Source organism: Ruegeria sp. CF3, assembly GCF_056537365.1.
In genome coordinates, this window is the sequence record NZ_JBQFRK010000002.1 from 740,347 (window position 1) to 763,481 (window position 23,135).

Consider the following 23,135-nt stretch of genomic DNA (forward strand, 5'->3'; position numbering starts at 1 on the left):
CGCTCTGCGGGCGCTTGAACACACGATAGACCGGTCCGCGCGTCAAGTCATCGAAAAGCGTCGCCTCAAGCGGATTTGTTCAGACAGGCGATATAGAACCCGTCCATGCCACCCTTGTCCGGCCAGAAATCCGGGCGCAGACGCAAGCCACCTTCTTCTGTAATCCAGTCCGGTTCAACGCCCGCAATCTCAAGCGCCGCACGGTCAATCTGCATATCCGGATATTGATCCAGCGCCTCTTCGATCTGCACCTCTCCTTCGTCCGGCAACAAGGAACAGGTGCAATATACCAATCGGCCTCCGGGTTTGAGCAGGGTCCAGGCATGGGCCAGCATACGGGCCTGTAGCTCGATCAATCCCCCGAATTCCGAGCCATCCTTGGCGAAGGGTAAATCAGGATGGCGGCGAATCGTGCCCGTGGCCGAACACGGCGCGTCGAGCAGGATGGCATCATACTGGCCCCGATGGTCCAGCGCATCACCAGCGATCACCTTAGCCTCCAAACCTGTCCGTTTCAGGTTCTCGCGCACCCGCTCCAACCGTGTTTCAGAGATATCCAGCGCCGTGACCTCTGCCCCTACCACAGCCAATTGCAACGTTTTGCCACCGGGCGCAGCGCAAAGGTCCAACGCCTTTTCCCCGGCTTTCGGGGCCAGCACGCGCACAGGCAGCGCCGCTGCCGCATCCTGAACCCACCAGTTTCCACGCTTGTAGCCCGGCAAAGCCGACACCTGCCCCGCATCCTGCAAACGGACTGAGCCGGTGGGCAGGGCTTCTCCGCCCGGCGCCTCAGCGCCCGGTTTCAGCGTCACGTCCAGCGGTGCACCATTGAAATGGGCCTGTTCCATACCCTTTACTGCGTCATCGCCCCACGCCATGATCAGAGGATCGCGCAGCCAGTCGGGCAGACGGGGCACGCGCATCTTGGGCCAAGCATCCGGTCCATCGGCGGCAATCTTGCGCAAGACTGCATTCACCAACCCCTTGAGCCGCCCATGCTTGCGCGAGCGTCCCACGATCTCGACCATCGAATTGACCACGCCATGCGCGGCCTCGCCCTGACACAACTCGACCGTTCCAAGCCGCAGCGCGTTATGCACCGTTAGCGCCGGTGTCTGCCGCAAGTGATCCGCCAACAGCCGGTCGGCACGCTCAAGTCCGCGTAGGGTTTCAATAGTCAGACGCTGCGCGCGCGCGCGATCCTCGGGTACCAGACGATCCAATGCGCCGGCCGCCAGACATTCAGGTAACAGCCGCCCCTCGCCCAATATCTGATCCAGCAGATAGATTGCACTGCGCCGCGCGGCGGTTGCAGAGTTTGACATGATGCTGAGTGCCTCTCGTGACCTTTGCCGCATTGCCTTGGGCGGACGAGGGCGTATATCAAGGCCCTGAACAGAAAGGAACCCGATGTCATGAGTGACGAGCGCAAAGACCTGCCCCCCGCCGCTCAGCGCGCATTGGCCGAGGCTGAGGAACGTCGCAAAAAGGCCGAAGCGGAAGCCAAGGCGCAGCCCAAGGAACTGGGTGGGCGCGACGGTCCCGATCCGGCCCGCTATGGTGATTGGGAAAAAAAGGGCATCGCCATCGACTTCTGATCAGGCCCCGCCCCGCAGCGCTTGCAGAAAGTCGTCTATCAAAGCCCTTTGCCGTTTCGACCTTGCCCGATCCTCGGGCCATGTCAGCCAATAGCCATCCTTTGTCCTAAGCTCGGGCATATCCAATCTGTGTAATTGACCAGTCTTTAAGCTGCCCGAAGCCAACGGTAGTGAACCCAACGCGATCCCCATGCCCTGACGCGCCGCCGTGATCGCGTGACCTACCGAATCAAAACTGATCCGGCCAGCCGGTAATTCATCAACCCCCGCTACCTGCGCCCAGTCCTTCCAACCGGGGCGTTCTCCGCGCAAATCAATCAGCGGCGCACCCCAGTTGATGCCGGATGCGGCCATCGGTGCCAGCACTTCGGGCGCAATAAGCTTTGCCTTTCGTCCAGGCCAGACACCTCTGCCATAGCGGATCTGCAGCCAAGTACGTTCTTCCTCCAGCGAGGCGCGGCGGGCCATCGAATCTGTCATTACACGCACATTTGGCTGCGCCTCAAGGAACGTGGGCAAGGCTGGTAGAACCAGCGCGTGGATATGCGACGAAAGTCCCGCGACCCGAAGCTCGCGCGGAGTTTTGCCGAACAGATCCTCGGTATTGCGTTCCAGTGCTTGCAGGCTGTCCTGCACCAATGGCAGATAGCTTTCGCCTTCGATGGTCAGCGAAACACCGCGGGCTTCGCGCACAAACAATGACCGGCCCAGCCACGCCTCAAGATTGCCTATCCGTTGACTGACCGCCGCCTGCGTCAAACCAAATTCGCGCGCAGCAGCAGAAAAACCACCCAGCCGCCCGGCGGCTTCGAACACACGCAGCCAGTCCAATGGAGGTAGTCCAATCTTCTTCTTAGCCATAAGTATTCCCAGCCCTCAGTGGCAATAAGGTTTAATTGTAGTAATGCCACGGAGCGCGTATCTCCTCAAGCAAAGCCCGCGCCGAACAGGAGAGACCCCATGCTGCGCTCAGCCACTTTCGACCCATCTGTGGTCACTATCGCGTTTTCCGATGGTACCCAGGCCAGATTTCACGCCATTTGGCTGCGCGACAATGCGCTGGACCCCGAGACCCGCGCCCCCGGCAACGGGCAGCGCCTGATTACCATCGGCGATATCCCCACCGATATCTCGGTCAGCGCTGCCGAGATCCAAAATGGCGATCTGAGTGTTACCTTTCAGCCCGAAAACAAATCCGTGATGTTCCCTGCCGATTGGCTGGCCGATCACGTTTATGACCGCGAACAGGCGCAAGAAGTTGGCCGCACCGCATCCGGCGTCACCACATGGGAGCGTGGTATCAGCGCCCCCAGCGGTGACTGGGAAAGGGTGCACACCGACCCTGAGGCCAAGCGCAGCTGGCTGGCTGCCGTCGCGGAGTACGGCTTTGCCAAGCTGACAGGTGGCCCGACCGAGCCGGAATCGCTGCTGAAAGTGGCCGATCTGTTCGGCTACGTGCGCCAGACAAATTATGGCCCCTATTTCGAAGTTCGGACCGAGGTGAACCCGACCAACCTCGCCTATACTGGGTTGGGGTTGCAGGCCCATACCGACAACCCTTATCGCGACCCGGTGCCGACACTGCAAATCCTCTACTGCCTTGAGAATTCGGCCGAAGGCGGCGATTCCATCGTTGTCGATGGTTTCCGCGCGGCTGAGCGTCTGCGCGATCTGAACCCCGAGGGCTTCGCCTTGCTTGCAGGCTATCCGGCACGGTTCGAGTATAAAGGTTCGGACGGGGTCTGTTTGCGGTCACGTCGCCCGATGATCGAGCTTTCCCCCGATGGCGAGTTGATCGGCATTCGCTTCAACAACCGCTCGTCTGCGCCGTTCGTGGATGTACCCTTTGACAAGATGGAAGCCTACTATGCAGCCTATCGCCAGCTGGGCGAGATCATTGACGATCCCGCTATGGGCGTGTCTTTCAAGCTGGAACCGGGCGAAAGTTTCATCGTCGACAACACTCGCGTAATGCATGCACGGCTGGGCTATTCCGGGGCCGGGTCTCGCTGGTTGCAGGGATGCTATGCTGACAAGGATGGGCTGCTTTCGACACTGGCCGCCATGCAGATGACACAACCGGAGGCGGCGGAATGAAACCCGATTTCTCGACCTTAAACCGGGACAATATCGTGGCCTTTATCGGTGACATCTTCGATCGTCGGGGGGGAGAGGAATATCTGGGGGAACCCGTCACCATGGCCCAGCACATGCTGCAAGGTGCCACGATTGCGGAACAGAACGGACAGTCTGAAGAAATCATCGTCGGTGCGCTGTTGCACGACATTGGCCATTTTACTTCGGAATTCGGCACTTACCATCCGGACGATACCGAGGACCGGCATCATGAAGATGCAGGTGCCGAGGTGTTGGAGCAGTTCTTTCCGTCGGTCATCACCGATTGCTGCCGGTACCACGTGGCAGCCAAGCGGTATCTCTGCGCCACCAAGCCGGAGTATTTCAATCGCCTGTCCGCAGCCTCAGTCCATACGCTGGAACTGCAGGGTGGTCCGATGAGTGCCAAGGAGATAGCCGAGTTCGAGGCAAATCCGAACCTGAAAGAAATCATTCAGGTCCGTTATCTGGACGAAGCGGGAAAACGCGCTGATATGGAGACCCCGGATTTCGCCCATTTCGCACCGATGGTACAACGGATGGTCGACCGGCACATTCAGGCAAGCTGAGACAACTTTCATCTGCCCGATCGATAGAGCCAAGAAAATTCGTCGAATTTTCTTGGCTCTTGATCCTAAAGCCTACAGCCCCAGAACATCCACCATGTCATACTGGCCCGGCGCCTTGCCTTGACCCCACAACGCGGCTTTGAGCGCCCCACGGGCAAAGATCGCACGGTCAGTAGCCAGATGGCGCAACACGATACGCTCACCGGGTGCCGCGAACAGGACATCGTGTTCGCCGACAATGTCTCCGCCACGAATGGCGTGGAAGCCGATGTCGCCGCGTTTGCGCGCACCGGTAATACCGTCGCGGCCCCTATCGGCCACATCCGACAACTTGACACCGCGCCCCTCGGCGGCGGCTTCGCCCAGCATCAAAGCTGTGCCTGAAGGCGCATCGACCTTGTGATGGTGATGCCCCTCGATGACCTCGATATCGAAATCCTCATCCAGCGCGGCGGCAACCTTTTTGGTGAGCTGCACCAACAGATTGACCCCAAGGCTCATATTCCCGGCCCGCACAATCACAGCATGGCGCGCGGCAGGTTCCAGCGCGGCGATCTGTTCGTTATTCATGCCGGTAGTGCCAATTACGTGAACGCACCGCGCCTGCGCGGCCAGTGCGGCAAATTCCAGTGTCGCTTCGGGCGCAGTAAAGTCGATGACGGCCTGTGCCTGTGCAAATGCCTCCAGCGGATCGTCAGTAACGGTAACACCGAGCGCCTGCCCGCCCATCACCTGACCTACATCCTGACCGATCCAGTCATGGCCCTTACGCTCGACCACACCAACCAGACGCGCCTGATCGCTCTCAGACACGGTCTTGATCAGCATCTGCCCCATACGGCCCGAAGCCCCTGTGATAACGATCCCCGGAATATGGGTCATTGCGCTGGTCCTTTCTAAAGTCGGCTCAAAGCCTCCTAACCCGTTCGCGCCCGCTTGGCAAAGCCCCGCTTTGGGCTTAGATCGGGGGCATGGCAAAGAACAAATTCCACGATGGCCCCGGCCCATCCCAACGACAGCTGCGCGTCGGCGAACTGATCCGCCGCACCCTGTCCGAGGTTCTGGCGCGCGGAGATGTCCACGACCCCGACCTGAACCGCATGTCGATCACCGTGGGTGAGGTGCGCACCTCGCCCGATCTGAAGATCGCCACCGCTTATGTGCTGCCCCTGGGCGGCAAAGGGCAGGAAGACGTGATTGACCTGCTGGCCCGCAACAAGGGCGAACTGCGGCGCGCAGTGGGCAAGAAGGTGGGCCTGAAATTCTCACCCGACCTGCGGTTCCGTTTGGACGACACGTTTGATCGACTGGACGACACCCGCCGTATGTTTAATCAGGACGCGGTACGCCGCGATCTGGACGAGTGATCCGTACCCTTGTCACGCTGTGTGCTGTCCTTTGGGCCGCGCAAGTCTCTGCAGTCACTTGCGAGAAGCTGACTCATGAGGATAAGCGATATACGGTTTGCGAGGTGGATACCTCGGAAGATTTGCGCCTGTTTCTGAACGATGAAAATGGCGATCTGTTGGGTCATTTCTCTTCGGTGAATGAGGCGTTGGAGCCTCAGGGGAAAAGGCTCGTCTTTGCGATGAATGCGGGCATGTACCATGACGACCGCTCGCCCGTCGGCCACTATGTCGAAGACGGGGAAGAGCAGATGCGCGTGATACCGAATGCCGGACCCGGCAATTTCGGACTGCTGCCCAACGGTGTGTTCTGCATCCGTGAAAACCGTGCCGATGTGTTCGAGACTTTGGATTTCGTCGATCAGGCGCCGCAGTGCCGCTTTGCGACACAATCGGGCCCCATGCTGGTGATCAACGGAGAGTTACACCCTCGCTTTCTGCCGGATTCAACCTCGCGCTACACCCGAAACGGGGTGGGCACCAGCGCCGATGGCACGCGTGTGGTGTTTGCGATATCGGACGATTACGTCACTTTCTATGAATTCGGCAGCCTATTCCGCGACGTCTTAAAAACACCGAATGCGCTGTTTCTGGATGGCAACATTTCCCGCATGTATGATCGCGCCAGCAACCGGTCGGATATCGGGTTTTCGCTGGGACCCATCGTGGGTGTCGTCGAGGACGTTCCGGCAAATTGACAGCATCGAAACGATCCGCTAACTCGCGCGCCTCAGCAAGACTCAAGGTGTAGTATGGGACGCAAACGCAAGGGCCGCGACATTTCCGGTTGGCTGGTGGTGGACAAGCCCGCTGGCATGACTTCGACCGCGGTGGTCAACAAGGTGCGTTGGGCGATGGACGCCAAGAAAGCGGGCCATGCGGGCACGCTGGACCCAGAGGCAACCGGCGTTTTGGCCGTTGCGCTGGGTGAGGCAACCAAAACCGTCCCCTACATCACCGATGCGCTGAAGGCCTACACCTTCACCGTGCGGCTGGGGCAGGCCACCAACACCGATGATGCTGAGGGTGAAGTCATCGCTGAGAGCATTGCGCGCCCCTCGGATGAGGATATCAAACAAGCGCTCGGCCCGTTTCTGGGCGATATCAAACAGGTGCCGCCCAAGTTCTCAGCCGTGAAAATCGACGGTCAACGCGCCTATAAGCTGGCCCGAGATGGCGAGGATGTGGAACTGACCGCCCGCCCTCTTTGGGTAGAGGAACTGGTGCTGATCGACCGCCCCGACGAAGACCACGTCGTGCTGGAGATGACCTGTGGCAAAGGTGGCTATGTCCGTTCCATTGCGCGTGATCTGGGCGAGGCGCTCGGCTGCCACGGCCACGTGAAAAAACTGCGCCGCATCTGGTCCGGCCCGTTTGAGGCCGAGGATGGCCTGACCATCGAACAGATCGACGAGATGGCCAAAACCACCGCTCTGGATGATTATCTGCATCCGCTGGAAACCGGCTTGTCGGACCTGCCCGAGCTGAAATGCACCTCTGAAGGAGCCACCCGTCTGAGGAATGGCAATCCGGGCATGGTGCTCGCCTCTGACGTGGAATACGGCGACGAGGCCTGGGCCTCGCTGGATGGCAAGGCCGTGGCCGTAGGAATTTACAAGTCGGGCGAATTGCACCCAAGCCGCGTCTTTGCCGCCAACTGATGACTGTTCAGGCGGCGATACGCAATTTGTGACCCAGTCGAAGTATCTCGGAAACCAGTAGATCCAGATCCTGCTTTTGCGTGCGGTGATTGTTGACCGCCACCCGTAGGCAATGCGCTCCCTGAACCGTTGTATCCGATAAAACCGCTGTGCCTTCCTCTTGCAGGCACAACATGATTTCGCTGTTAATCGCACGCAGAGTTTCGGGGCTGAGACCGCCCGGGTCATAGCGGAAACAAACGATGTTTATGTTGGTGGGGAACATCAAGGTGAGGTCATCCTCTGCCTCGATCAGCGAAGTCAGATAACGCGCCTTTTCGATATCCTGATCAATGAGCCTGCCGAATTTCTGAACGCCGTGCTCCTTCAAGGACATCCAGACCTTGAGCGCTCGAAACCCACGCGAAGTCTGAATGCCGTAATCGTGCAAAAACGCCGCCCCGGCGACGCCTCGGGATTGCGGTTCCAGGTATTCCGGGGTCAGAGTAAATGTCGCGTGGTGGGCATCATGGCTTCGCACCAATGCGCAACCCACTTCGAAAGGCGCATGTAACCATTTGTGTGGGTCGAGCGCGACGGAATCCGCGCGTTCGATGCCGGACACGCGCCAACTGTTATCATGGGCGATTGCAATTAACGCACCGATACAGCCGTCAACATGAAACCACAGGCCTTCCTCGCGGCAGAAATCGGCAATCGCCGACAAGTCGTCGATGGCGCCTGTGTTCACGGTTCCGGCGGTGGCAATCACACAAGCGGGTTTAAGGCCGTCTGCGCGATCCTGCGCGACCATGCCGGCAAGCGCTTCAAGATCCATCGTCAAATCGTCTTGCGTAGGAACACGCCGCAGCGCCTTGTTGCCCAGACCCAGTGTTTCGAGCGACTTTTGGTGACAACTGTGCATCTGATCCGATCCGTAATACCGCATCGGCTTATCCATGGCGGCGATGCCCTCTTCGCGCATGTCGATCCCGGATTTAACGTTGCGGGCCACCGTCAGCCCGATCAAGTTTGCCACGCTGCCGCCGCTGACCAATGTCCCACTGGCTCCTTCCGGCAGACCGATCATCTCGCGTAGCCAGTCGACGACTTGTCGGTCGATCAGGGCTGCCGCATGATTCCCTCCCCCTAGGTTCGATCCCTGAACCGCAGCCAGAAAATCCGCCATCGCGCCTGTGAAATTGCTCGCGCCCATATACCAGCCCCAAAACCGGGGATGAATATTGCCCATTGGATACTGCATGACCTGAGACTGGACATCATCCATCAAATCACCCAACGGCATACCCTGCTGAGGTGCAGGCGTTTCGAACCCGTTGCGTATAACAGTCGGCATATCTTTCCATATCGACCTATCACGCACATCACGCGTATGATCCAACGCCATATCCAACATCTCATGTGCTAATTTGCGGGTCTGCTCCCAATCCGCCGGATCCAATGTCTCGAATGTCATGTCTTCCCCCAGAATAAGCCGTTCAAATGAAGGCAGGTATAGCACAAGTTAAGGATCAGGACATCGCCCCTTGTAAACGGGCCTAATTCCAGCCAAACCCGACTGCATGATCACCCGTTCTCATACCAAGGGCGACGCGCCCTCGACTGCTATCTACTCCGATTGCGAAAAATACCGCTATAGCCTGACCCGTATCTGGAACCCGGGGGGCCGCAAGGCGTTGTTTGTGATGCTGAATCCGTCGACGGCGACCGAGGTGCAGAACGACCCCACGGTGGAACGTTGCGAGCGTCGCGCACGCACACTGGGTTTCGGAGCTTTTCAGGTCACCAATATCTTTGCCTGGCGCGACACTGATCCGCGCAAGATGCGTGCATCTGCAGATCCGGTGGGGCCTGAGAATGACGCAGCCATCCTGGACGGCGTGGAATGGGCGGATCAGGTCATCGCCGCCTGGGGCACCCATGGCGCACATCTGGAACGCGGCCCCGCAGTTGAGGACTTGCTGCGCGGCACGGGCCAGCCCTTGTTCCACCTTGGGCTGACCAAGGACGGGCATCCGAAGCATCCTCTCTACATTGCGTACACTCAGCAGCCCGAACCCTGGTGATAAAGGATTAACCACGCTCTCAGCTTCGCTTTGACCAAGCCATTGTTTGCATGAGATGTTTTACACTCGGAGCCATTGTGCTTGCGGAGGGTAGATATGTTTCTGATCGGATTATTCGGAATGGCCGCCATGGGTGGTGCGGCCTACGCAATCAGCGACGTACTTGTGCCAGAAGACAAAGGCGATGACGAGGAGGAAGACGATCGCATCGAGGAAACGACCGACGACGACCTGTCGGAAGGCAATTTGCTTGACGCGGACGAGAATGTCGACGAGCCCAGCTCTGCCGAGGAAACCGACTCTGACACTGGCGAGATTGTGTCTGAGTATGAGGGCGATCTGGTCATTGCGGGCGATGAGGATGCGGATGTTGTGACCGGGCAGGAAGGCAACGATCAGATCAACGGATATGGCGGGGACGACTGGATCGACGGCGGCGCCGGCAACGACGTGTTGTATGGCGGTGGTGGCGGGGACGTCCTGTTTGGCAACCTCGGGAATGATGTGCTCCATGGTGAATATGGTGACGACGCGCTGGACGGAATGTCAGGAAATGACGACCTGTATGGTCATTTCGGAACAGATGATCTGAGCGGCGGTGATGGGAATGACCGGCTTTTTGGTGGTCAGGGCGATGACACGTTAAGCGGCGATAACGGCGACGACGCGCTACAAGGCGGAGATGGCGACGACTACCTTGTTGGGGGTGCCGGTGAAGACGCCCTGTTTGGCGGAGATGGTGATGACATCTTGTCCGGAGAAGACGGCCCGGACGAGCCTGCGCGCGACTTCCTAAACGGGGGCTCTGGGGACGACGTCATTCTTGCCGAAGACGGCGATGTGGTCACAGGTGGAGAGGGTGAGGACGAGATCGTTGTGCAGTCCGACCCCGAGCAGGAAGCCACGACAATCATGGATTTCCAGATCGGTCACGACAAGCTTCTGATCACCTGGGACAACCCGGAAGAACCGGAATTAACGATCGAACAGGACAGTGAAAACAACAGCTTGACCCATGTTCGGGTCAATGGCGAAGACGTCGCTCAGCTTTTTGGCGCAGAGGGACTGACTGTTGAAGATATTCAGTTTGTGACCGAAGCCCAGTTGGAGCAGTACGCCTTCACCAGTTGAGCCTGCAGAATCCCTTTGCCATTTGCGGTGAATGCGCCTATACGCGCCCATCCGCATCGGAATCGGTGCGGTTTTCTCCATGGGCCTGTGCTGGACGACATCCCGGCCTGCGCCATCAACTCTAACCTTTAAAGGAGACCCCGATGTCGATTACTGCCGCTGATAAAGCACGCGTCATGAAAGAATTCGCAACCAAGGACGGCGACACTGGTTCGCCTGAAGTCCAGGTTGCTATCCTGACCTCGCGCATCAACACCCTGACCGAGCACTTCAAAACCCACAAGAAAGACAACCACGGTCGTCGTGGTCTGCTGAAGATGGTTGCTCAGCGCCGTAAGCTGCTGGACTATCTGAAGGGCAAAGAAGAAGCACGCTATCAGGACCTGATCAAAAAGCTGGGCATCCGCCGCTAAACGCGTTTTGTTCATGTTGTACAGGCGCTGAGGCCCTGTTCGTACAAATTGTACATCTTGTACGCCCGCCATTTGGTGGGCGTATTTGTTTTGGTCACTGTCTAATCTAGTGAACTGTGCGGCGCGCGAATTTCCCGCCATGTTCATGAGAGACGGCACACACATACCTGCGGCCCAAACCTTACCGCTACGCAAAGAAGCGCAAACTTTTTTAACTTCCTGTGAACCACTTCACTGAACGCGGTCAAAGATTGCGCCATTCTGAGGATGTTAGTGAGTAGGCGCTTCTTTTGTTTCGAGCGTCAGGTTTTTCATAGTCCTCCCTTTTTTACTGGGCGTGCCTGTAGCGGGCGCGCCCATTTTCGTTCGGGACACACTGATGAAACCTACTTGCCTTTGGTATCAAGCGCTTGAACGCCGGGATGGCGAAAGAGTTTCGCCATCGCAATCAATGCCAGTACACCGCAGATGACCGCGAGCACGAAAGGCATCCGCAAATTGATAGCCATGAGGGACCCGCTGAGGGCCGTAATGGTCCCGGAGCCCAACGCGTAGATGGCGACTGTCACACCCATGACCCAACCTTGCTCGGTTGGGCCGACGCTCGCGGAAAACAACGAAAGCATGGTCGGGTACATGATCGCGAACGCGATGGTTATCGGAACAATCAGGACATAGGTCAGATCGGCCATGGGGTTCAGCATGAAGGCCAATATCCCAAGCGCCATGGCTGCAATGGAGACATATAGAATCGGAAACTTTTTATAGCGCTCGTGCAGCGGTGCGGTGAGGTAGGCACTGCCAAAGGCCATGGAGCCTCCGAACACGGCGAGGGCCATGCTGTTTTGAAGCGTACTGAACTTGAACCGGGTCAGCAGATACGTGTCGATGAAGAAGAAAAACGCATTCAGGCACATCAGCGAGAACAACATGACGACCGAAAGCCGCAAAACGACCGGGTGCGAGAAGACTTTCCACAGGTTCAAAACAACATCTAAAAGCCCGAAGTCAATTTTTTGTCTTTTGAAACCGGGTTCGGAGAAGAAGAACAGAATCAGTGCCATGTTGATCAGGATCAGGGCAATGGCGACGTAGAAAGGCAGTTCCAGTGACGCAAATGACCCCATCAGGTTTTGGTCGCTGAGCAACCCTGAAATCAGTGGCCCCCCGAGCAGGCCCAGCGCGGATGCCGCAACAATCATCCCGAGGTTTTTTGATTTCTCCTGATCGTCATGGCTGATGTCGATCAATGCGGCCTGCGCAATGGGTTGGTTGGCCGTCGTAAACCCGGAAGTGGCGCGCCCCAAAAGTAACAGCCAATAGCTGGACGTCATGATCGCGGCCACAGTCAGAACATAGCCGATCAGGGCACCGGTAAGGCAGATCATGATGCCTGTTTTACGCCCGATATAGTCCGACAACTTGGCGATAAAGGCCGCCCCGAAAAAGTAGAACAGAAAGAAGACGACAATCAGAATCGTATAGTCGAGCTGGCGGATATTCGTCGCTGTTCCATGTGCGAGGAAAGCCTGGTGTGGATCCAGCAGGATCGTGTTGAAAATCGGCACGATCAATCCAAAACCCATCACGTCAATGAATACGACCAGCAACAGAGACAATCGTGAAAGGTTCATAACAGCTTCCTCATTACGGTCCCGGAATAATCCAATTTCAAAACGTCGAGGGGGCCGGCCACATCACAAGAAACACGCGCTGCGCCAAGAGTTGCCCGGAGTCAGGGTATGGGCTCTTTTGTTTTCTGTCCAATTTGGCGCGGCGACGGGCGGTATCCGGGTGGCTGACCTTGGGTTTCGAATTGTGACGCCGCGTCGCGAAAGCCGGGCCCTAGGTTAGAAGGTTGACGTAAGCGTAAGCAGTGTCGTGATTTTTTTCCAAGCGGTCAAAAAAATGATGCAAACAGCAGATTTCTTCCCCCTTTCTCGGCACCCCATTTTTCTTACATGGACGGTGTCGCTGCGGGTTCACACTCACGGAAGTTGGTCTTTGAGCCCTTCCCTCAAGTGGCTTGGACCTGACCCGCAGCGGCAAGGATTTGATGACCATATGTTGCGGGAGTTGAATGATGCCATTGAAGTCAATTCTGAGCCGGGTGTTTGCAACCAAGATGTCTGAGACGTCCAACGCCACAAATGCGCGGTCGATTTTGAATAATCCCTACGACCATAAGAAGGCAATTTCGAAGGTTGAGACAGCGGCGGTTCTTCGCGGGATCCTAGAAGATGAAAAGATGGAATATCCAACCCAAGGCAAACGCAAGGATTCGCTGCACTGACCGCCGTTTGGTACGCTCCTGACGACTTCTGCATGGGTACGCACTACAGGGGCCGCTCCGGACCAAAAACGCCCGCCGAATTGGCGGGCGTTTCGGTTTTCTCAGGATAATCCCAGTTACATCTTGGCCTTTTCTGATTTAAGCGCCAGCCACAGGCAGTAGCACATGATCAGAACCACCAAGGTAAACGGAATTCCAGTCGACACCGCTGCCCCTTGCAAGGCAGAGAGACCTCCGCCCAGCAGCAGTGCGATTGCGACGAGGCCTTCAAGCGTGCACCAGAACACGCGTTGCACAACCGGTGCGTCCATCTTGCCGCCTGCCGTGATCGTATCGATCACCAGCGAGCCCGAATCCGACGATGTCACAAAGAACACCACGATCAGGATCAGCGCGATGGGTGCGATGATGCCGTATAGCGGAAGTTCCTTCAGGAACCCAAACAGCGCGCCTTCTGGGGCGTAGCTGTCGATCACCGTGGCGCGGACGCCTTCTGCGCCGCCTGCGTTCAGCATGTCGATGGCTGCGCCGCCAAAGGTCGACATCCACAAGGCACATACCGCAGTGGGTGCCAACAAGGCGCAGATCACGAACTCACGCACCGTACGACCTTTGGAAATGCGGGCGATGAACATGCCCACGAAAGGTGACCACGCAATCCACCAGGCCCAGTAGAAGGTTGTCCAGCCGTGGAAGTAGCTGGTGTCTTCCCGACCGAACGGATTGGACAGAGCAGGCAGGTGCGTCACGTAATCCACCATCACGTTGAAGTACCGTGCAATGGCGGTGCCGACACCGGTAACTACAATGACGAAGATGAACAGTCCTACGGCCATGATCATGTTGATCTCACTCAACCGTTTGACTCCTGCATCCATGCCCATCAGGACCGAGCCCAGTGCGATCATCGTAATGCCTATGATCAGCAGGACGGTGACGGTGGGGCTGGGTTCGATGCCAAAGACCTCATACAGCCCGGCGGCCACCTGTTGTGCGCCCAAACCCAATGATGTGGTCAGGCCGAAGAGGGTCGCGAATACTGCCAGAGTATCGATGATGTGGCCCCACCAGCCCCAGACGCGCTCGCCCAGGATCGGATAAAAAGCCGAACGCAGGGTCAATGGTAGCCCGAGATTATAGCTGAAGATTGCAAGCGCCAGACCAACGGCCGCATATACCGCCCAGCCTTCGAGACCCCAATGATGGATCGTGCCGACAATGCCGATATATTCGTTACCCGGCACAGCGATATCGATGCCCAGCGGGCGGGCGTTGCCGTCTTCTGCAAAGTTGTAATAGACCGGCTCCATCACGCCGAAGAACAACAGCCCGATGCCGATCCCGGCCGCGAACATCATCGCGATCCATCCGGCGTAGGAATAGTCGGGTTTGGCGTCCTTGCCGCCGATCCGCACCTTGCCCACAGGCAAGATGATCAGCACCAGACAGAACAGGGTGATTGCGTCAACCGACAGCACCAGAAACCAGTCAAACGTGCTGGTCAGCCATGGCCGGAGCCAGCCAAAGAACGTGGCTGCGGATTCCTGATTTGCCAGCGCGATCAGGACGAACGCGAAGATCAGGATGCTTGAGATCAAAAAGACCGGGTTATGGATATCCAGACCGAAAGGCCGGACATTGTCCTGTCCAAGCTCATATTCGGTCTCAAAGTCATAAATCCGGGGATCCGGATCCAGCATTTTCTTGGTTTGTGCCATGCGTCTGCCCTTCTGTTCGCTACTTGCAAACGCCAAGGTATTCGACCGGCGGACGGAGGTGATATTCGTATTACCTTGGCGCGTTTCCGTCGTTTCGACCGCAGGTATGGTGGTTTCAGCCTATACGGATACTAAATTTTCACCAAATATATTCGATTTCGCGAATAGTTAGGCGGTGGGAGCGACCGAATTAGCTTTCAGAGCTGCAAATATCCTGTTATTCAACCAAATGGTTGACTGAAGCAGAAAAGGCATGTAATTCATCCAAATGGTTGAACGAGAGAATCGCTATGACCTAAGCGCTATATTGAAGGCCGCGTCCGACCCAACCCGCCGCGTGATCCTAACGATGCTCGCGCAGCAGGGCCCCTTGCGGGTGACGGATATTGCGCAGCAATTCGATATGAGCCTCAACTCGGTGTCCAAGCACATCAAGGTGCTCGAGAATGCCGGGCTGGTGCGGCGTCGGACGGAATGGCGCGAGCATCTGATCGAGGTGCAGATGGCCCCCTTGTCAGCCGTGGATGACTGGTTCGCCGGGCTGCGTTCGATCTGGGCGCTTCGGCTGGACGCCTTGGAAACTGCTTTGGAGGACCCAGAAGATGACGGAACTGTCCCTTGAAATAACCCGCGCCATTCCGCACCCGCCGGAAAAGGTTTTTGATGCTTGGCTAGACCCGGAAATGTTGGCCAAGTTCATGCTGCCCGGTCCCAACATGTCAGTGCCCGAAGCTTATTCTGACGCCAAGGTAGGGGGCCGGTTCAAGATCATCATGCGCGCGCCCGAGGCCGGGGACCTTCCGCATGAGGGCGAATACAAGGTGATCGACCGGCCCAATCGGCTGCAATTCACTTGGAACTCGCCTTACAGTCAGGACGATTCCACCGTGACGCTAGATTTCACGCCCACCGACAAGGGTACGGAATTGCGCCTGCACCACATCCGCTTCCCTTCGGAAGAAAGCCGCAACAATCACGAAGGTGGCTGGACCCGAATCCTTGAGACGCTGGAGGGTGCGCTGTGATCAACTGGCTCGCCCTTGGCGTGGGTGTGATCGCGGCCTTTCTGCTGGGCTGGCTGGTCTACGGACCCGTCGGCTTTCAGAAACGCTGGGCCGAGGGAACACGGATCGACCCCACCCCGCCCGAATCTCCACCCCTGCCGCAGATGGCGGCCCAGATCGTTTTCCTGATCCTGCTAGCCGCTGTGATCGCGGTGACCGAGACCAACAACAGCCTTGGCGTTGCGGTGCTGGCGATCCTCGCAGTGGCTGCTCAGGCCGCATCGGTCGGGGCATGGGCACAGAAAAGCGGCTTCGCCATCGCAGTCGACACCGGATATGCGCTGGGCTGCGGCGTGGTGATGATATTGGCGCACGCTATCCTTTGATACATCGGCCCCTGCCCAGCTTGGGCGGGGGTTAGGCAATCCCCTGCCCCCCAAAAACTCCCGACTTTCCAAAGCTTGCAAACTGATGTATGGGCCTGTCATCTGAGACGTTGTGCCCTGACCCCGGCACTCGAATGGAAGATAAAGTGGGGTCGGCGGCAATGGGGCCGCCATGCAAACCGGAGACCCGCAGGGGCGGGAGTGCTCCGTTCTAGGATACGCATATGTTTGATGTAACAAAGAAATCGATTCAGTGGGGCGAAGAGACGCTGACACTGGAAACCGGCAAGGTTGCCCGTCAGGCCGACGGCAGCGTGATTGCCACGCTGGGCGAAACCAGCGTCATGGCAAACGTGACCTTTGCCCGTGCTCAAAAGCCCGGTCAGGATTTTTTTCCGCTGACCGTGCACTATCAAGAAAAATACTATGCCGCCGGTAAGGTTCCGGGTGGCTTCTTCAAGCGCGAAGCGCGCCCGACCGAGAAAGAGACGCTGACCGCGCGTCTGATTGACCGTCCGATCCGCCCGCTGTTTGTTGACGGCTTTAAAAACGAAGTTCTGGTGATGTGCACCGTGCTGTCCCACGATCTGGTCAACGACCCCGACATCGTTGCGATGATCGCAGCCTCTGCCGCACTGACCATTTCCGGCGCGCCGTTCATGGGTCCGATCGCCGGTGCCCGCGTTGGTTTCGAGGATGGCGAATACGTTCTGAACCCGACCGTCGACGACATGCAGGACCTGCGCCTGAACCCTGAACAGCGTCTGGACCTGGTTGTCGCCGGTACCAAAGACGCCGTGATGATGGTGGAATCGGAAGCGTACGAACTGTCCGAGGCGGAAATGCTGGGCGCGGTAAACTTCGCGCATGAGCAAATTCAGCCCGTGATCGACCTGATCATCTCGCTGGCCGAAGAAGCCGCGAAAGAGCCGTTCGAATTTGTCGCCCCCGATTACTCGGAGCTGTCCGCCGCTGTTTCGGCTGCCGGTGAAGAGAAGATGCGCGCCGCGTTCGCGATCACCGACAAGCAAGAGCGCACCGCCGCTGTTGCCGCGGCCCGTGAAGCGATCAAGGAAGCGCTGACCGAAGAGCAACTAGAAGACGGCAACCTCGGTTCCGCTATGAAGAAGCTGGAAGCTGGCATTCTGCGCGGTGACGTCGTCAAAGGCGGCAAGCGTATCGACGGTCGTTCGACCACCGATATCCGTTCGATCGTCGCAGAAACCTCGATGCTGCCGCGGACCCACGGTTCTGCCCTGTTCACCCGTGGTGAGACTCAGGCATTGGCCGTGACCACGCTGGGCACCGGTGACGACGAACAGTTCATCGACGCGCTACACGGCAACTTCAAATCGAACTTCCTGCTGCACTACAACTTCCCTCCCTACTCGGTTGGCGAAGTTGGCCGCGTGGGTGGTCCGGGCCGTCGTGAGATCGGCCACGGCAAGCTGGCATGGCGTGCCCTGCAGGCGGTTCTGCCTGCGGCGACCGACTTCCCCTACACGATCCGCATCGTGTCGGAGATCACGGAATCCAACGGCTCCAGCTCAATGGCGTCGGTCTGCGGCGGTTCGCTGTCGATGATGGATGCGGGCGTTCCGCTCAAAGCACCGGTTGCCGGTGTGGCCATGGGTCTGATCCTGGAAGATGACGGCGAATACGCCATCCTGTCGGACATTCTGGGTGACGAAGATCACCTGGGCGACATGGACTTCAAGGTTGCGGGTACCGAAAACGGCATCACCTCGCTGCAGATGGACATCAAGGTTGCGGGCATCACGCCTGAGATCATGGAGAAAGCCCTGGCGCAAGCCAAGGACGGCCGGATGCACATTCTGGGTGAGATGGGCAAAGCCCTGTCCGAAACCAACGAATTCTCGGTCCACGCGCCGCGCATCGAGACCATGAACATCCCCACCGACAAGATCCGCGAAGTGATCGGCTCGGGCGGTAAGGTCATCCGCGAGATCGTCGAGGTTTCGGGCGCCAAGGTTGACATCAATGACGACGGCGTCATCAAGATCGCGTCGCCCGACGGTGAATCGATCAAGAAGGCCTATGAGATGATCCACTCGATCGTTGCTGAGCCGGAAGAAGGCCAGATCTACACCGGTAAAGTGGTCAAGATCGTCGACTTCGGTGCCTTCGTGAACTTCTTTGGCAAGCGCGACGGTCTGGTGCACGTGTCCCAGATCGAAAACCGACGCCTGAACCATCCGTCGGATGTTCTGAAAGAAGGTCAGGAAGTAAAGGTCAAGCTGCTGGGCTTTGACGATCGCGGCAAGGTGCGCCTGTCGATGAAAGTTGTCGATCAGGAAACCGGCGAAGAGATCGTTCCCGAGAAGAAAGAAAAGAAAGAGGAAAGCGCAGAGTAATCTGCCTCTTTTGCAAGAACGAAGGCCCCGGTAATCCGCCGGGGCCTTTTTCTTTGGGCGAATGACGAGTGCCGTAGCGATGCTGTGGAATGTGCCGACCATCTGCTTGCTGGGGTAGGCTTCAATTTTGATGAGGCTACAATTCTGATTGTTGAGTGCATTGCCCTGAAACAGAGCCTCGCAACCACTTATAACGTTGGCTTTACAGGCCCGGGGCATCTACTTGGGCATTCTTTTCTACTCATTGCCGATAAATGAATGAATTTACGACGATATCCGATCGTTTCTTGGTTTATTTCTTTTCTTCGATCAAAAGCTCTTCTATGAGCGCGCCTAACAGTTGCGTCCTCGATTTGACCTTGGCTTTTTTGTAGATTGAATTGTTCTGGGACTTGATTGTTCCCTCGCTGGTCTCGCGCAGTTTAGCTATTTCTGCGAGGGACAGGCCCTTTACGGTGAGAAGTGCAACATCTCGTTCCGCAGCACTAAGGCCCCAACGGTCGAACTGTAGTTCCAGCATTCGAAAAAACTCGCCTTGAGCCTTCCGCAGGTTCTGTTTGACTTCTTGGTGACGTCGCAAAAACAGCCTGTGGCTTTGCCAAATCAAAAGCCCCCCAAGAATAAACCCAAATAGGGTGATGAGAGCCGTGATTTCATGGACCACCCAACTCGCGGAAAAAATGTAGTACCCTGTTATTTCGCCAATCAATTCGATCACAAACGTCAAAGCAGAGATCGCATATACAGCGATCCCCGCTTTGAACATGGCTTCTTTTTTAAACCATTTGTTCAAACCCCAATCTCGCTTGGGCTCAAGTTGGAAGCTGAATTAATCATCGTCGCCTTCGTCATCCCCTTCGCCATCGTCACCTTCACCGTCGCGCTCGCCATCGTCGCCTTCGCTGTCGCGCTCACCATCGTCGCCTTCGCTGTCGCGTTCACCATCGTCGCCTTCGCTGTCGCGTTCACCATCGCCTTCGTAATCGTCACCTTCGTCATCAAATCCTTCGTCGTCATCTTCGTCGTCATCTTCGTCATCAAAATCTTCGTCGTCATCTTCCTCATCGTCGAACTCATCGTCTCGCTCTGAACGATCCCGAACGATGGTTCCGTCTTTCCCCAGCACCACTTCTCTCTCGATTCCAGGTCCAGTCGCTTCAAAGCGAAGATTCCCAAACAGCGTGTTGGTTATTTCGATTCGTTGGAAACCTTGTTCTGTGAGTTCGTCGATGATGTCTTGCTTGGTGGTTTGCGAAAGCGCCGTGGTGGCCATCAGAACGAAAGTTGATGTCAGACCGATAGTTTTCTTGTTCATGTTCCCATCCTCAAAGGAATTGCCAATTGAACTAAAACATCGGCGCTTTGCGATGGGAATATAACTTAGGTTGGTTAGGCCAGACTTGAACCAAAGAACTATATCCTCAACGGTACTGGGTAATGCGCGCAATGTGCGGGAACGTGGATTTGGAAAGCGCCGAAAAATTTTTCAGGAGCAAATTCCTGAATTTGATCTCGGACCGATCTGAATTTACAGCCATGTAGTTTTTGAAGGTGACACCGAGGATATGCCCGAAGCCAAGAAATTCGAAAAGCTCTTCTCTACTCCAATGATGCGATTTGTGGTGCCTAACAGTGCAGCGCTTAATGCGGCGATTCTGTTTGAGGCCGAAAAGATGCGTGAGGAAGACGAGGGTGCCTCAAAATCCAATCGCGGCGGATGGCACTCAAACGGAAACCTCTTTGATCGCGATACGCCCGCTATTCAGAATTTGCGAGACGCGGCCGAAGATGCGGTGTTTCAAATAACGCGAAAGGTCTCAGACAAGGTTGAACTGGATAAACTTCGCCTGAAACTGTTCGGGTGGATAAACGACAATCCTTCCGGCGGGTACAATGCGCCGCATACTCATCCCGGCGCGCATTGGTCTGGAGTGTACTATGTTTCTCAACCCGAGATCGAAGAAGGTTCGTCTGGAATGATTGAGTTTCTCGACCCCCGAAACGAGTTGCCTCACTGGCGCATACTTCAGGCGAGTGCGTTTCGGAACAAAAAGAAGCTGCGCCCGGCAGCAGGCGAAATGATCCTTTTTCCATCCTATCTGACCCATTGGGTCCACCCAAACCAAAGTAAAGAAAGCCGCGTCACGGTTGCCTTCAACGCAACCTTTCGACGTCCAAAATCGGATCCCAGTTAATCGCCTCGAGATACGCAGCCTCTGTGGTATCGAACATCAAGGCAATGTTTCGCCTGGTCAGCGCAGTCAGCGCGGCTTTCAGTTTCCATTAGAAACTACAATCCTTGGCAGCGAGACCGCGTTCAACTGACGTATCCGATCCCAACCACCGCCTCGGCAGGCGTGCCCACAGTCGATCCAACATAGCCAATCTGCCTTTTTCGATCAGTGCCGCTTTCGAGCCCTGCACGTCACGGTAAACGATATGTTAACACTTCTAAGTTGAGTTAGCTCAAAGTTAGGGAAATCCAAATCATCTGGGAAGTCGCCGCGCTTTGGCCTCTATCACCATCTTTGAGATCGACGGAGATCCGTTTGGCAACCCCAGTGTGACGGTGACCCAGGGGTTTCAGGTCACCATTACTGATGATAATAATTTTCTCGAAAATCCGGACAACAACGGCAGCCAACAGTTCGATACCCTCCCAATCCCCGGGCTGAGCAACTCCGGCAGCTTTCAGATATTTGAAGGCTACAGCGCGACGGTCGGAGGTGCACCGGTCACCTTCACACTGCTGCAATTCTCGGGTACGCAATACATCGTTGTGACCTCGGGAAACGTTGCTGTTAACGATGTACTGACAGGCAACTCACTGGCCCAGAGTACTGCACCTGCGGTCGAATATGATAACCTTCCCAGCTTTGTCTGCTTTACTTCGGGGTCACATATTCTGACACCGTCGGGCCAGCGTCTGATCGAAGAAGTCAAAGCAGGCGATCATGTGATCACCGCAGATGGCACCGGTCGGGCCGTGCGCTGGGTGGGTCAGCGACGGCTGAGTGAGGCGGATCTGAGACAGACCCCTAAGCATTGCCCGATCCGGATCAGTGCGGGCAGTCTTGGGCCGCAGACACCATCGCGAGATCTGCTGCTGTCACCTCAGCATCGGGTTGTCGTGTCCTCACCTTCGTTGGAACTGCATCATAGTCACCCGATGATGTTGGCGACGGCCAAGTCTCTGCTCAACGGCAAGTCTATCACGCAAGTACCGCCAACCGGGGGCGTCGAGTACATTCACATTCTATTCGACCAGCATGAGCTGGTGAATGTCGAAGGATTGTGGTCGGAATCGTTTTATCCCGGCGGATACACGTTGGACGCGATGAGCAGTGCGGTGAAGGAGGAACTATTCGAGCTGTTCCCCGAGCTTCATTCCGACGCAGGCGGCTATGGTGATACGGTGCTGCCGGTTCTGAAACCGTACGAAGTGCAGATGCTGCGCCCGGAGCTGTGTGCCCCTTGTGGAGCTACTGCAGCGTTTGCGCACTAAACGAGGGCGGGGGCTTGTGCCCCCCGCCCATTATCCAATCACGATGGCGCTTTGGTTTTGCGCAGATAGGGGAAAATCGTTTCGAACTCGCCGAACTTCTCTTTTGCCTCATCGTTGGAGACCGCAGGTGGAATGATCACATCCTCACCCGGCACCCAATTTGCGGGGGTTGCCACGCCCTTGGCGCTCATCTGCAGGCCATCCAGCGCACGCAGAATCTCGGCAAAGTTGCGGCCCACGGTCATCGGGTAGGTCATGGACAGTTTCAACTGCTTATCGGGTCCGATGATAAAGACAGAGCGTACAGTTGCGCTGTCGGCAGGCGTGCGGCCGTCGGGCAGATAGGCCTCGGCCGGCAGCATGTCGAAGGCTTTGGAAACAGCCAGACCGTCATCGGCGATGATCGGGAAGCCGGGGTTGGCGTTGCCATAGGCCTCGATATCTTTTTTCCACTTCTTATGATCTTCGACACCATCGACCGACACGCCGATCACTTTGGTGTTCCGCGCCGCCCATTCATCGTTCAGCTGCGCAACTGCCGAAAACTCGGTCGTGCAAACAGGAGTGAAGTCCTTGGGGTGTGAGAACAGAATGGCCCAGCTATCGCCAATCCAGTCATGAAACTGGACGGTGCCCTGATCTGTCTCTGCGGTGAAATTCGGGACCGTATCATTGATGCGCAAACCCATTGGGAAACTCCTTTCCTGTGAAAAATCGCGAGTCGATTGCTGCCAACCTAATCACTTTGCGCAGAGGTTAAACCATTCATGTTGCGCTGTCAGAAGATTCAGTAGGTAGATAATTTGATCAAATTATGTTTTACCCTTGCCCGACACCCGGGTGGGTGACAGAGTGCGAATGAAAACCGACCGTTCGGTCGATTGATTCCTGATCC

General features: G+C 56.7%; 24 protein-coding genes. 15 read left to right on the forward strand and 9 right to left on the reverse strand.

From position 1 onward, the window contains the following. Nucleotides 1-65: 65 nt before the first annotated feature. Complete coding sequence (locus tag ACR0KC_RS11025; protein ID WP_480706453.1) at nt 66-1,325, reverse strand: RsmB/NOP family class I SAM-dependent RNA methyltransferase; 1,260 nt, start codon at nt 1,323-1,325, stop codon at nt 66-68. Between the two features lie 90 nt (nt 1,326-1,415). On the opposite strand from ACR0KC_RS11025, the gene ACR0KC_RS11030 reads away from it, so the two are divergent. Continuing rightward, nucleotides 1,416-1,598: a DUF1674 domain-containing protein gene (locus ACR0KC_RS11030; protein ID WP_170394659.1), complete on the forward strand. Its 183-nt coding sequence runs from the start codon at nt 1,416-1,418 to the stop codon at nt 1,596-1,598. Here the strand turns inward: ACR0KC_RS11030 and ACR0KC_RS11035 are convergent, their stop codons facing one another. Further along, nucleotides 1,599-2,459: a LysR family transcriptional regulator gene (locus ACR0KC_RS11035; RefSeq protein ID WP_480614451.1), complete on the reverse strand. Its 861-nt coding sequence runs from the start codon at nt 2,457-2,459 to the stop codon at nt 1,599-1,601. Nucleotides 2,460-2,558: 99 nt separating this feature from the next. Here ACR0KC_RS11035 and tmpA point away from each other — a divergent pair, with 99 nt between their 5' ends. Continuing rightward, the gene (gene tmpA, locus ACR0KC_RS11040; protein WP_480706455.1) at nt 2,559-3,695 is read left to right on the forward strand and encodes a 2-trimethylaminoethylphosphonate dioxygenase; all 1,137 of its coding nucleotides are present in this window, start codon (nt 2,559-2,561) and stop codon (nt 3,693-3,695) included. Continuing rightward, a complete protein-coding gene (gene tmpB, locus ACR0KC_RS11045; RefSeq protein ID WP_170648778.1) occupies nt 3,692-4,282 on the forward strand; it encodes a (R)-1-hydroxy-2-trimethylaminoethylphosphonate oxygenase in 591 nt (196 codons plus the stop codon). The genes tmpA and tmpB overlap by 4 nt, the downstream gene beginning before the upstream one ends. Nucleotides 4,283-4,354: 72 nt before the next feature. Here tmpB and dapB read toward each other — a convergent pair whose 3' ends face one another. Further along, nucleotides 4,355-5,164, reverse strand: a complete 810-nt coding sequence (gene dapB, locus ACR0KC_RS11050; RefSeq protein ID WP_480706458.1) for a 4-hydroxy-tetrahydrodipicolinate reductase — start codon at nt 5,162-5,164, stop codon at nt 4,355-4,357. Nucleotides 5,165-5,253: 89 nt separating this feature from the next. On the opposite strand from dapB, the gene rbfA reads away from it, so the two are divergent. From rbfA to truB, 3 genes are read left to right on the forward strand one after another with little or no spacing between them, the layout of a single operon-like run. Next, nucleotides 5,254-5,649 (forward strand): 30S ribosome-binding factor RbfA, encoded by a 396-nt coding sequence (gene rbfA, locus ACR0KC_RS11055; RefSeq protein WP_480706460.1) that lies wholly within the window; start codon nt 5,254-5,256, stop codon nt 5,647-5,649. Continuing rightward, nucleotides 5,646-6,386, forward strand: coding sequence for a phosphodiester glycosidase family protein (locus tag ACR0KC_RS11060; RefSeq protein WP_480706461.1), 741 nt, complete (start codon nt 5,646-5,648; stop codon nt 6,384-6,386). The genes rbfA and ACR0KC_RS11060 overlap by 4 nt, the downstream gene beginning before the upstream one ends. A 54-nt stretch (nt 6,387-6,440) precedes the next feature. Further along, nucleotides 6,441-7,349 (forward strand): tRNA pseudouridine(55) synthase TruB, encoded by a 909-nt coding sequence (gene truB / locus ACR0KC_RS11065; protein ID WP_170426161.1) that lies wholly within the window; start codon nt 6,441-6,443, stop codon nt 7,347-7,349. Nucleotides 7,350-7,356: 7 nt separating this feature from the next. On the opposite strand, the gene ACR0KC_RS11070 is transcribed toward truB, so the two are convergent. Then, nucleotides 7,357-8,805 (reverse strand): pyridoxal phosphate-dependent decarboxylase family protein, encoded by a 1,449-nt coding sequence (locus tag ACR0KC_RS11070; protein ID WP_480706464.1) that lies wholly within the window; start codon nt 8,803-8,805, stop codon nt 7,357-7,359. A gap of 106 nt (nt 8,806-8,911) precedes the next feature. On the opposite strand from ACR0KC_RS11070, the gene ACR0KC_RS11075 reads away from it, so the two are divergent. The 3 genes from ACR0KC_RS11075 (at nt 8,912) to rpsO (ending at nt 10,959) form a co-directional block, all read left to right on the forward strand. Beyond that, nucleotides 8,912-9,415: a DUF1643 domain-containing protein gene (locus tag ACR0KC_RS11075; RefSeq protein ID WP_170819207.1), complete on the forward strand. Its 504-nt coding sequence runs from the start codon at nt 8,912-8,914 to the stop codon at nt 9,413-9,415. 96 nt (nt 9,416-9,511) lie between these two features. Continuing rightward, entirely contained in the window at nt 9,512-10,546 is a 1,035-nt protein-coding gene (locus ACR0KC_RS11080) for a calcium-binding protein (RefSeq protein ID WP_480706466.1), read from the forward strand. A 143-nt stretch (nt 10,547-10,689) separates the two neighbouring features. Continuing rightward, nucleotides 10,690-10,959: a 30S ribosomal protein S15 gene (gene rpsO / locus ACR0KC_RS11085; RefSeq protein WP_050605082.1), complete on the forward strand. Its 270-nt coding sequence runs from the start codon at nt 10,690-10,692 to the stop codon at nt 10,957-10,959. A gap of 386 nt (nt 10,960-11,345) precedes the next feature. Here rpsO and ACR0KC_RS11090 read toward each other — a convergent pair whose 3' ends face one another. After that, entirely contained in the window at nt 11,346-12,593 is a 1,248-nt protein-coding gene (locus ACR0KC_RS11090; protein WP_480751098.1) for an MFS transporter, read from the reverse strand. A gap of 775 nt (nt 12,594-13,368) precedes the next feature. Beyond that, complete coding sequence (locus ACR0KC_RS11095) at nt 13,369-14,970, reverse strand: BCCT family transporter (protein WP_170513982.1); 1,602 nt, start codon at nt 14,968-14,970, stop codon at nt 13,369-13,371. A 268-nt stretch (nt 14,971-15,238) separates the two neighbouring features. On the opposite strand from ACR0KC_RS11095, the gene ACR0KC_RS11100 reads away from it, so the two are divergent. The 4 genes from ACR0KC_RS11100 (at nt 15,239) to pnp (ending at nt 18,735) form a co-directional block, all read left to right on the forward strand. Then, complete coding sequence (locus tag ACR0KC_RS11100; RefSeq protein WP_170408502.1) at nt 15,239-15,592, forward strand: metalloregulator ArsR/SmtB family transcription factor; 354 nt, start codon at nt 15,239-15,241, stop codon at nt 15,590-15,592. Beyond that, on the forward strand, nt 15,573-15,995 hold the full coding sequence (locus ACR0KC_RS11105; RefSeq protein ID WP_170394703.1) for an SRPBCC family protein: 423 nt from the start codon (nt 15,573-15,575) through the stop codon (nt 15,993-15,995). Before ACR0KC_RS11100 ends, ACR0KC_RS11105 begins: the two co-directional genes overlap by 20 nt. After that, complete coding sequence (locus ACR0KC_RS11110; RefSeq protein WP_170513987.1) at nt 15,992-16,360, forward strand: DUF1761 family protein; 369 nt, start codon at nt 15,992-15,994, stop codon at nt 16,358-16,360. Before ACR0KC_RS11105 ends, ACR0KC_RS11110 begins: the two co-directional genes overlap by 4 nt. A 224-nt stretch (nt 16,361-16,584) precedes the next feature. Continuing rightward, nucleotides 16,585-18,735 (forward strand): polyribonucleotide nucleotidyltransferase, encoded by a 2,151-nt coding sequence (pnp, locus tag ACR0KC_RS11115; protein ID WP_170394709.1) that lies wholly within the window; start codon nt 16,585-16,587, stop codon nt 18,733-18,735. Between the two features lie 292 nt (nt 18,736-19,027). On the opposite strand, the gene ACR0KC_RS11120 is transcribed toward pnp, so the two are convergent. Together ACR0KC_RS11120 and ACR0KC_RS11125 are read right to left on the reverse strand one after the other, a co-directional pair. Next, nucleotides 19,028-19,528 carry a helix-turn-helix transcriptional regulator gene (locus ACR0KC_RS11120; RefSeq protein WP_170394711.1) on the reverse strand — a complete coding sequence of 167 codons (501 nt, stop codon included), beginning with the start codon at nt 19,526-19,528 and terminating at the stop codon, nt 19,028-19,030. 36 nt (nt 19,529-19,564) lie between these two features. Then, complete coding sequence (locus ACR0KC_RS11125; protein WP_480791474.1) at nt 19,565-20,050, reverse strand: hypothetical protein; 486 nt, start codon at nt 20,048-20,050, stop codon at nt 19,565-19,567. 250 nt (nt 20,051-20,300) lie between these two features. Here ACR0KC_RS11125 and ACR0KC_RS11130 point away from each other — a divergent pair, with 250 nt between their 5' ends. Continuing rightward, nucleotides 20,301-20,930 carry a TIGR02466 family protein gene (locus ACR0KC_RS11130; RefSeq protein WP_170426142.1) on the forward strand — a complete coding sequence of 210 codons (630 nt, stop codon included), beginning with the start codon at nt 20,301-20,303 and terminating at the stop codon, nt 20,928-20,930. 314 nt (nt 20,931-21,244) lie between these two features. Further along, complete coding sequence (locus ACR0KC_RS11135; protein ID WP_480771848.1) at nt 21,245-22,240, forward strand: Hint domain-containing protein; 996 nt, start codon at nt 21,245-21,247, stop codon at nt 22,238-22,240. Between the two features lie 38 nt (nt 22,241-22,278). Here the strand turns inward: ACR0KC_RS11135 and ACR0KC_RS11140 are convergent, their stop codons facing one another. Beyond that, on the reverse strand, nt 22,279-22,929 hold the full coding sequence (locus ACR0KC_RS11140) for a peroxiredoxin (RefSeq protein ID WP_170408508.1): 651 nt from the start codon (nt 22,927-22,929) through the stop codon (nt 22,279-22,281). Nucleotides 22,930-23,135: the final 206 nt, after the last annotated feature.

Bases quoted from the DNA above. Each gene is read 5' to 3' on its own strand.
- tmpB (WP_170648778.1), top strand. From the start codon at position 3,692: ATGAAACCCGATTTCTCGACCTTAAACCGGGACAATATCGTGGCCTTT.
- ACR0KC_RS11035 (WP_480614451.1), bottom strand. From the start codon at position 2,459: ATGGCTAAGAAGAAGATTGGACTACCTCCATTGGACTGGCTGCGTGTG.
- truB (WP_170426161.1), top strand. From the start codon at position 6,441: ATGGGACGCAAACGCAAGGGCCGCGACATTTCCGGTTGGCTGGTGGTG.
- rbfA (WP_480706460.1), top strand. From the start codon at position 5,254: ATGGCAAAGAACAAATTCCACGATGGCCCCGGCCCATCCCAACGACAG.
- ACR0KC_RS11075 (WP_170819207.1), top strand. From the start codon at position 8,912: ATGATCACCCGTTCTCATACCAAGGGCGACGCGCCCTCGACTGCTATC.
- rpsO (WP_050605082.1), top strand. From the start codon at position 10,690: ATGTCGATTACTGCCGCTGATAAAGCACGCGTCATGAAAGAATTCGCA.
- ACR0KC_RS11070 (WP_480706464.1), bottom strand. From the start codon at position 8,805: ATGACATTCGAGACATTGGATCCGGCGGATTGGGAGCAGACCCGCAAA.
- ACR0KC_RS11125 (WP_480791474.1), bottom strand. From the start codon at position 20,050: ATGAACAAGAAAACTATCGGTCTGACATCAACTTTCGTTCTGATGGCC.
- ACR0KC_RS11130 (WP_170426142.1), top strand. From the start codon at position 20,301: ATGCCCGAAGCCAAGAAATTCGAAAAGCTCTTCTCTACTCCAATGATG.
- ACR0KC_RS11030 (WP_170394659.1), top strand. From the start codon at position 1,416: ATGAGTGACGAGCGCAAAGACCTGCCCCCCGCCGCTCAGCGCGCATTG.
- ACR0KC_RS11025 (WP_480706453.1), bottom strand. From the start codon at position 1,325: ATGTCAAACTCTGCAACCGCCGCGCGGCGCAGTGCAATCTATCTGCTG.
- ACR0KC_RS11105 (WP_170394703.1), top strand. From the start codon at position 15,573: ATGACGGAACTGTCCCTTGAAATAACCCGCGCCATTCCGCACCCGCCG.
- ACR0KC_RS11095 (WP_170513982.1), bottom strand. From the start codon at position 14,970: ATGGCACAAACCAAGAAAATGCTGGATCCGGATCCCCGGATTTATGAC.
- ACR0KC_RS11140 (WP_170408508.1), bottom strand. From the start codon at position 22,929: ATGGGTTTGCGCATCAATGATACGGTCCCGAATTTCACCGCAGAGACA.
- ACR0KC_RS11080 (WP_480706466.1), top strand. From the start codon at position 9,512: ATGTTTCTGATCGGATTATTCGGAATGGCCGCCATGGGTGGTGCGGCC.
- pnp (WP_170394709.1), top strand. From the start codon at position 16,585: ATGTTTGATGTAACAAAGAAATCGATTCAGTGGGGCGAAGAGACGCTG.
- ACR0KC_RS11100 (WP_170408502.1), top strand. From the start codon at position 15,239: ATGGTTGAACGAGAGAATCGCTATGACCTAAGCGCTATATTGAAGGCC.
- dapB (WP_480706458.1), bottom strand. From the start codon at position 5,164: ATGACCCATATTCCGGGGATCGTTATCACAGGGGCTTCGGGCCGTATG.
- ACR0KC_RS11090 (WP_480751098.1), bottom strand. From the start codon at position 12,593: ATGAACCTTTCACGATTGTCTCTGTTGCTGGTCGTATTCATTGACGTG.
- tmpA (WP_480706455.1), top strand. From the start codon at position 2,559: ATGCTGCGCTCAGCCACTTTCGACCCATCTGTGGTCACTATCGCGTTT.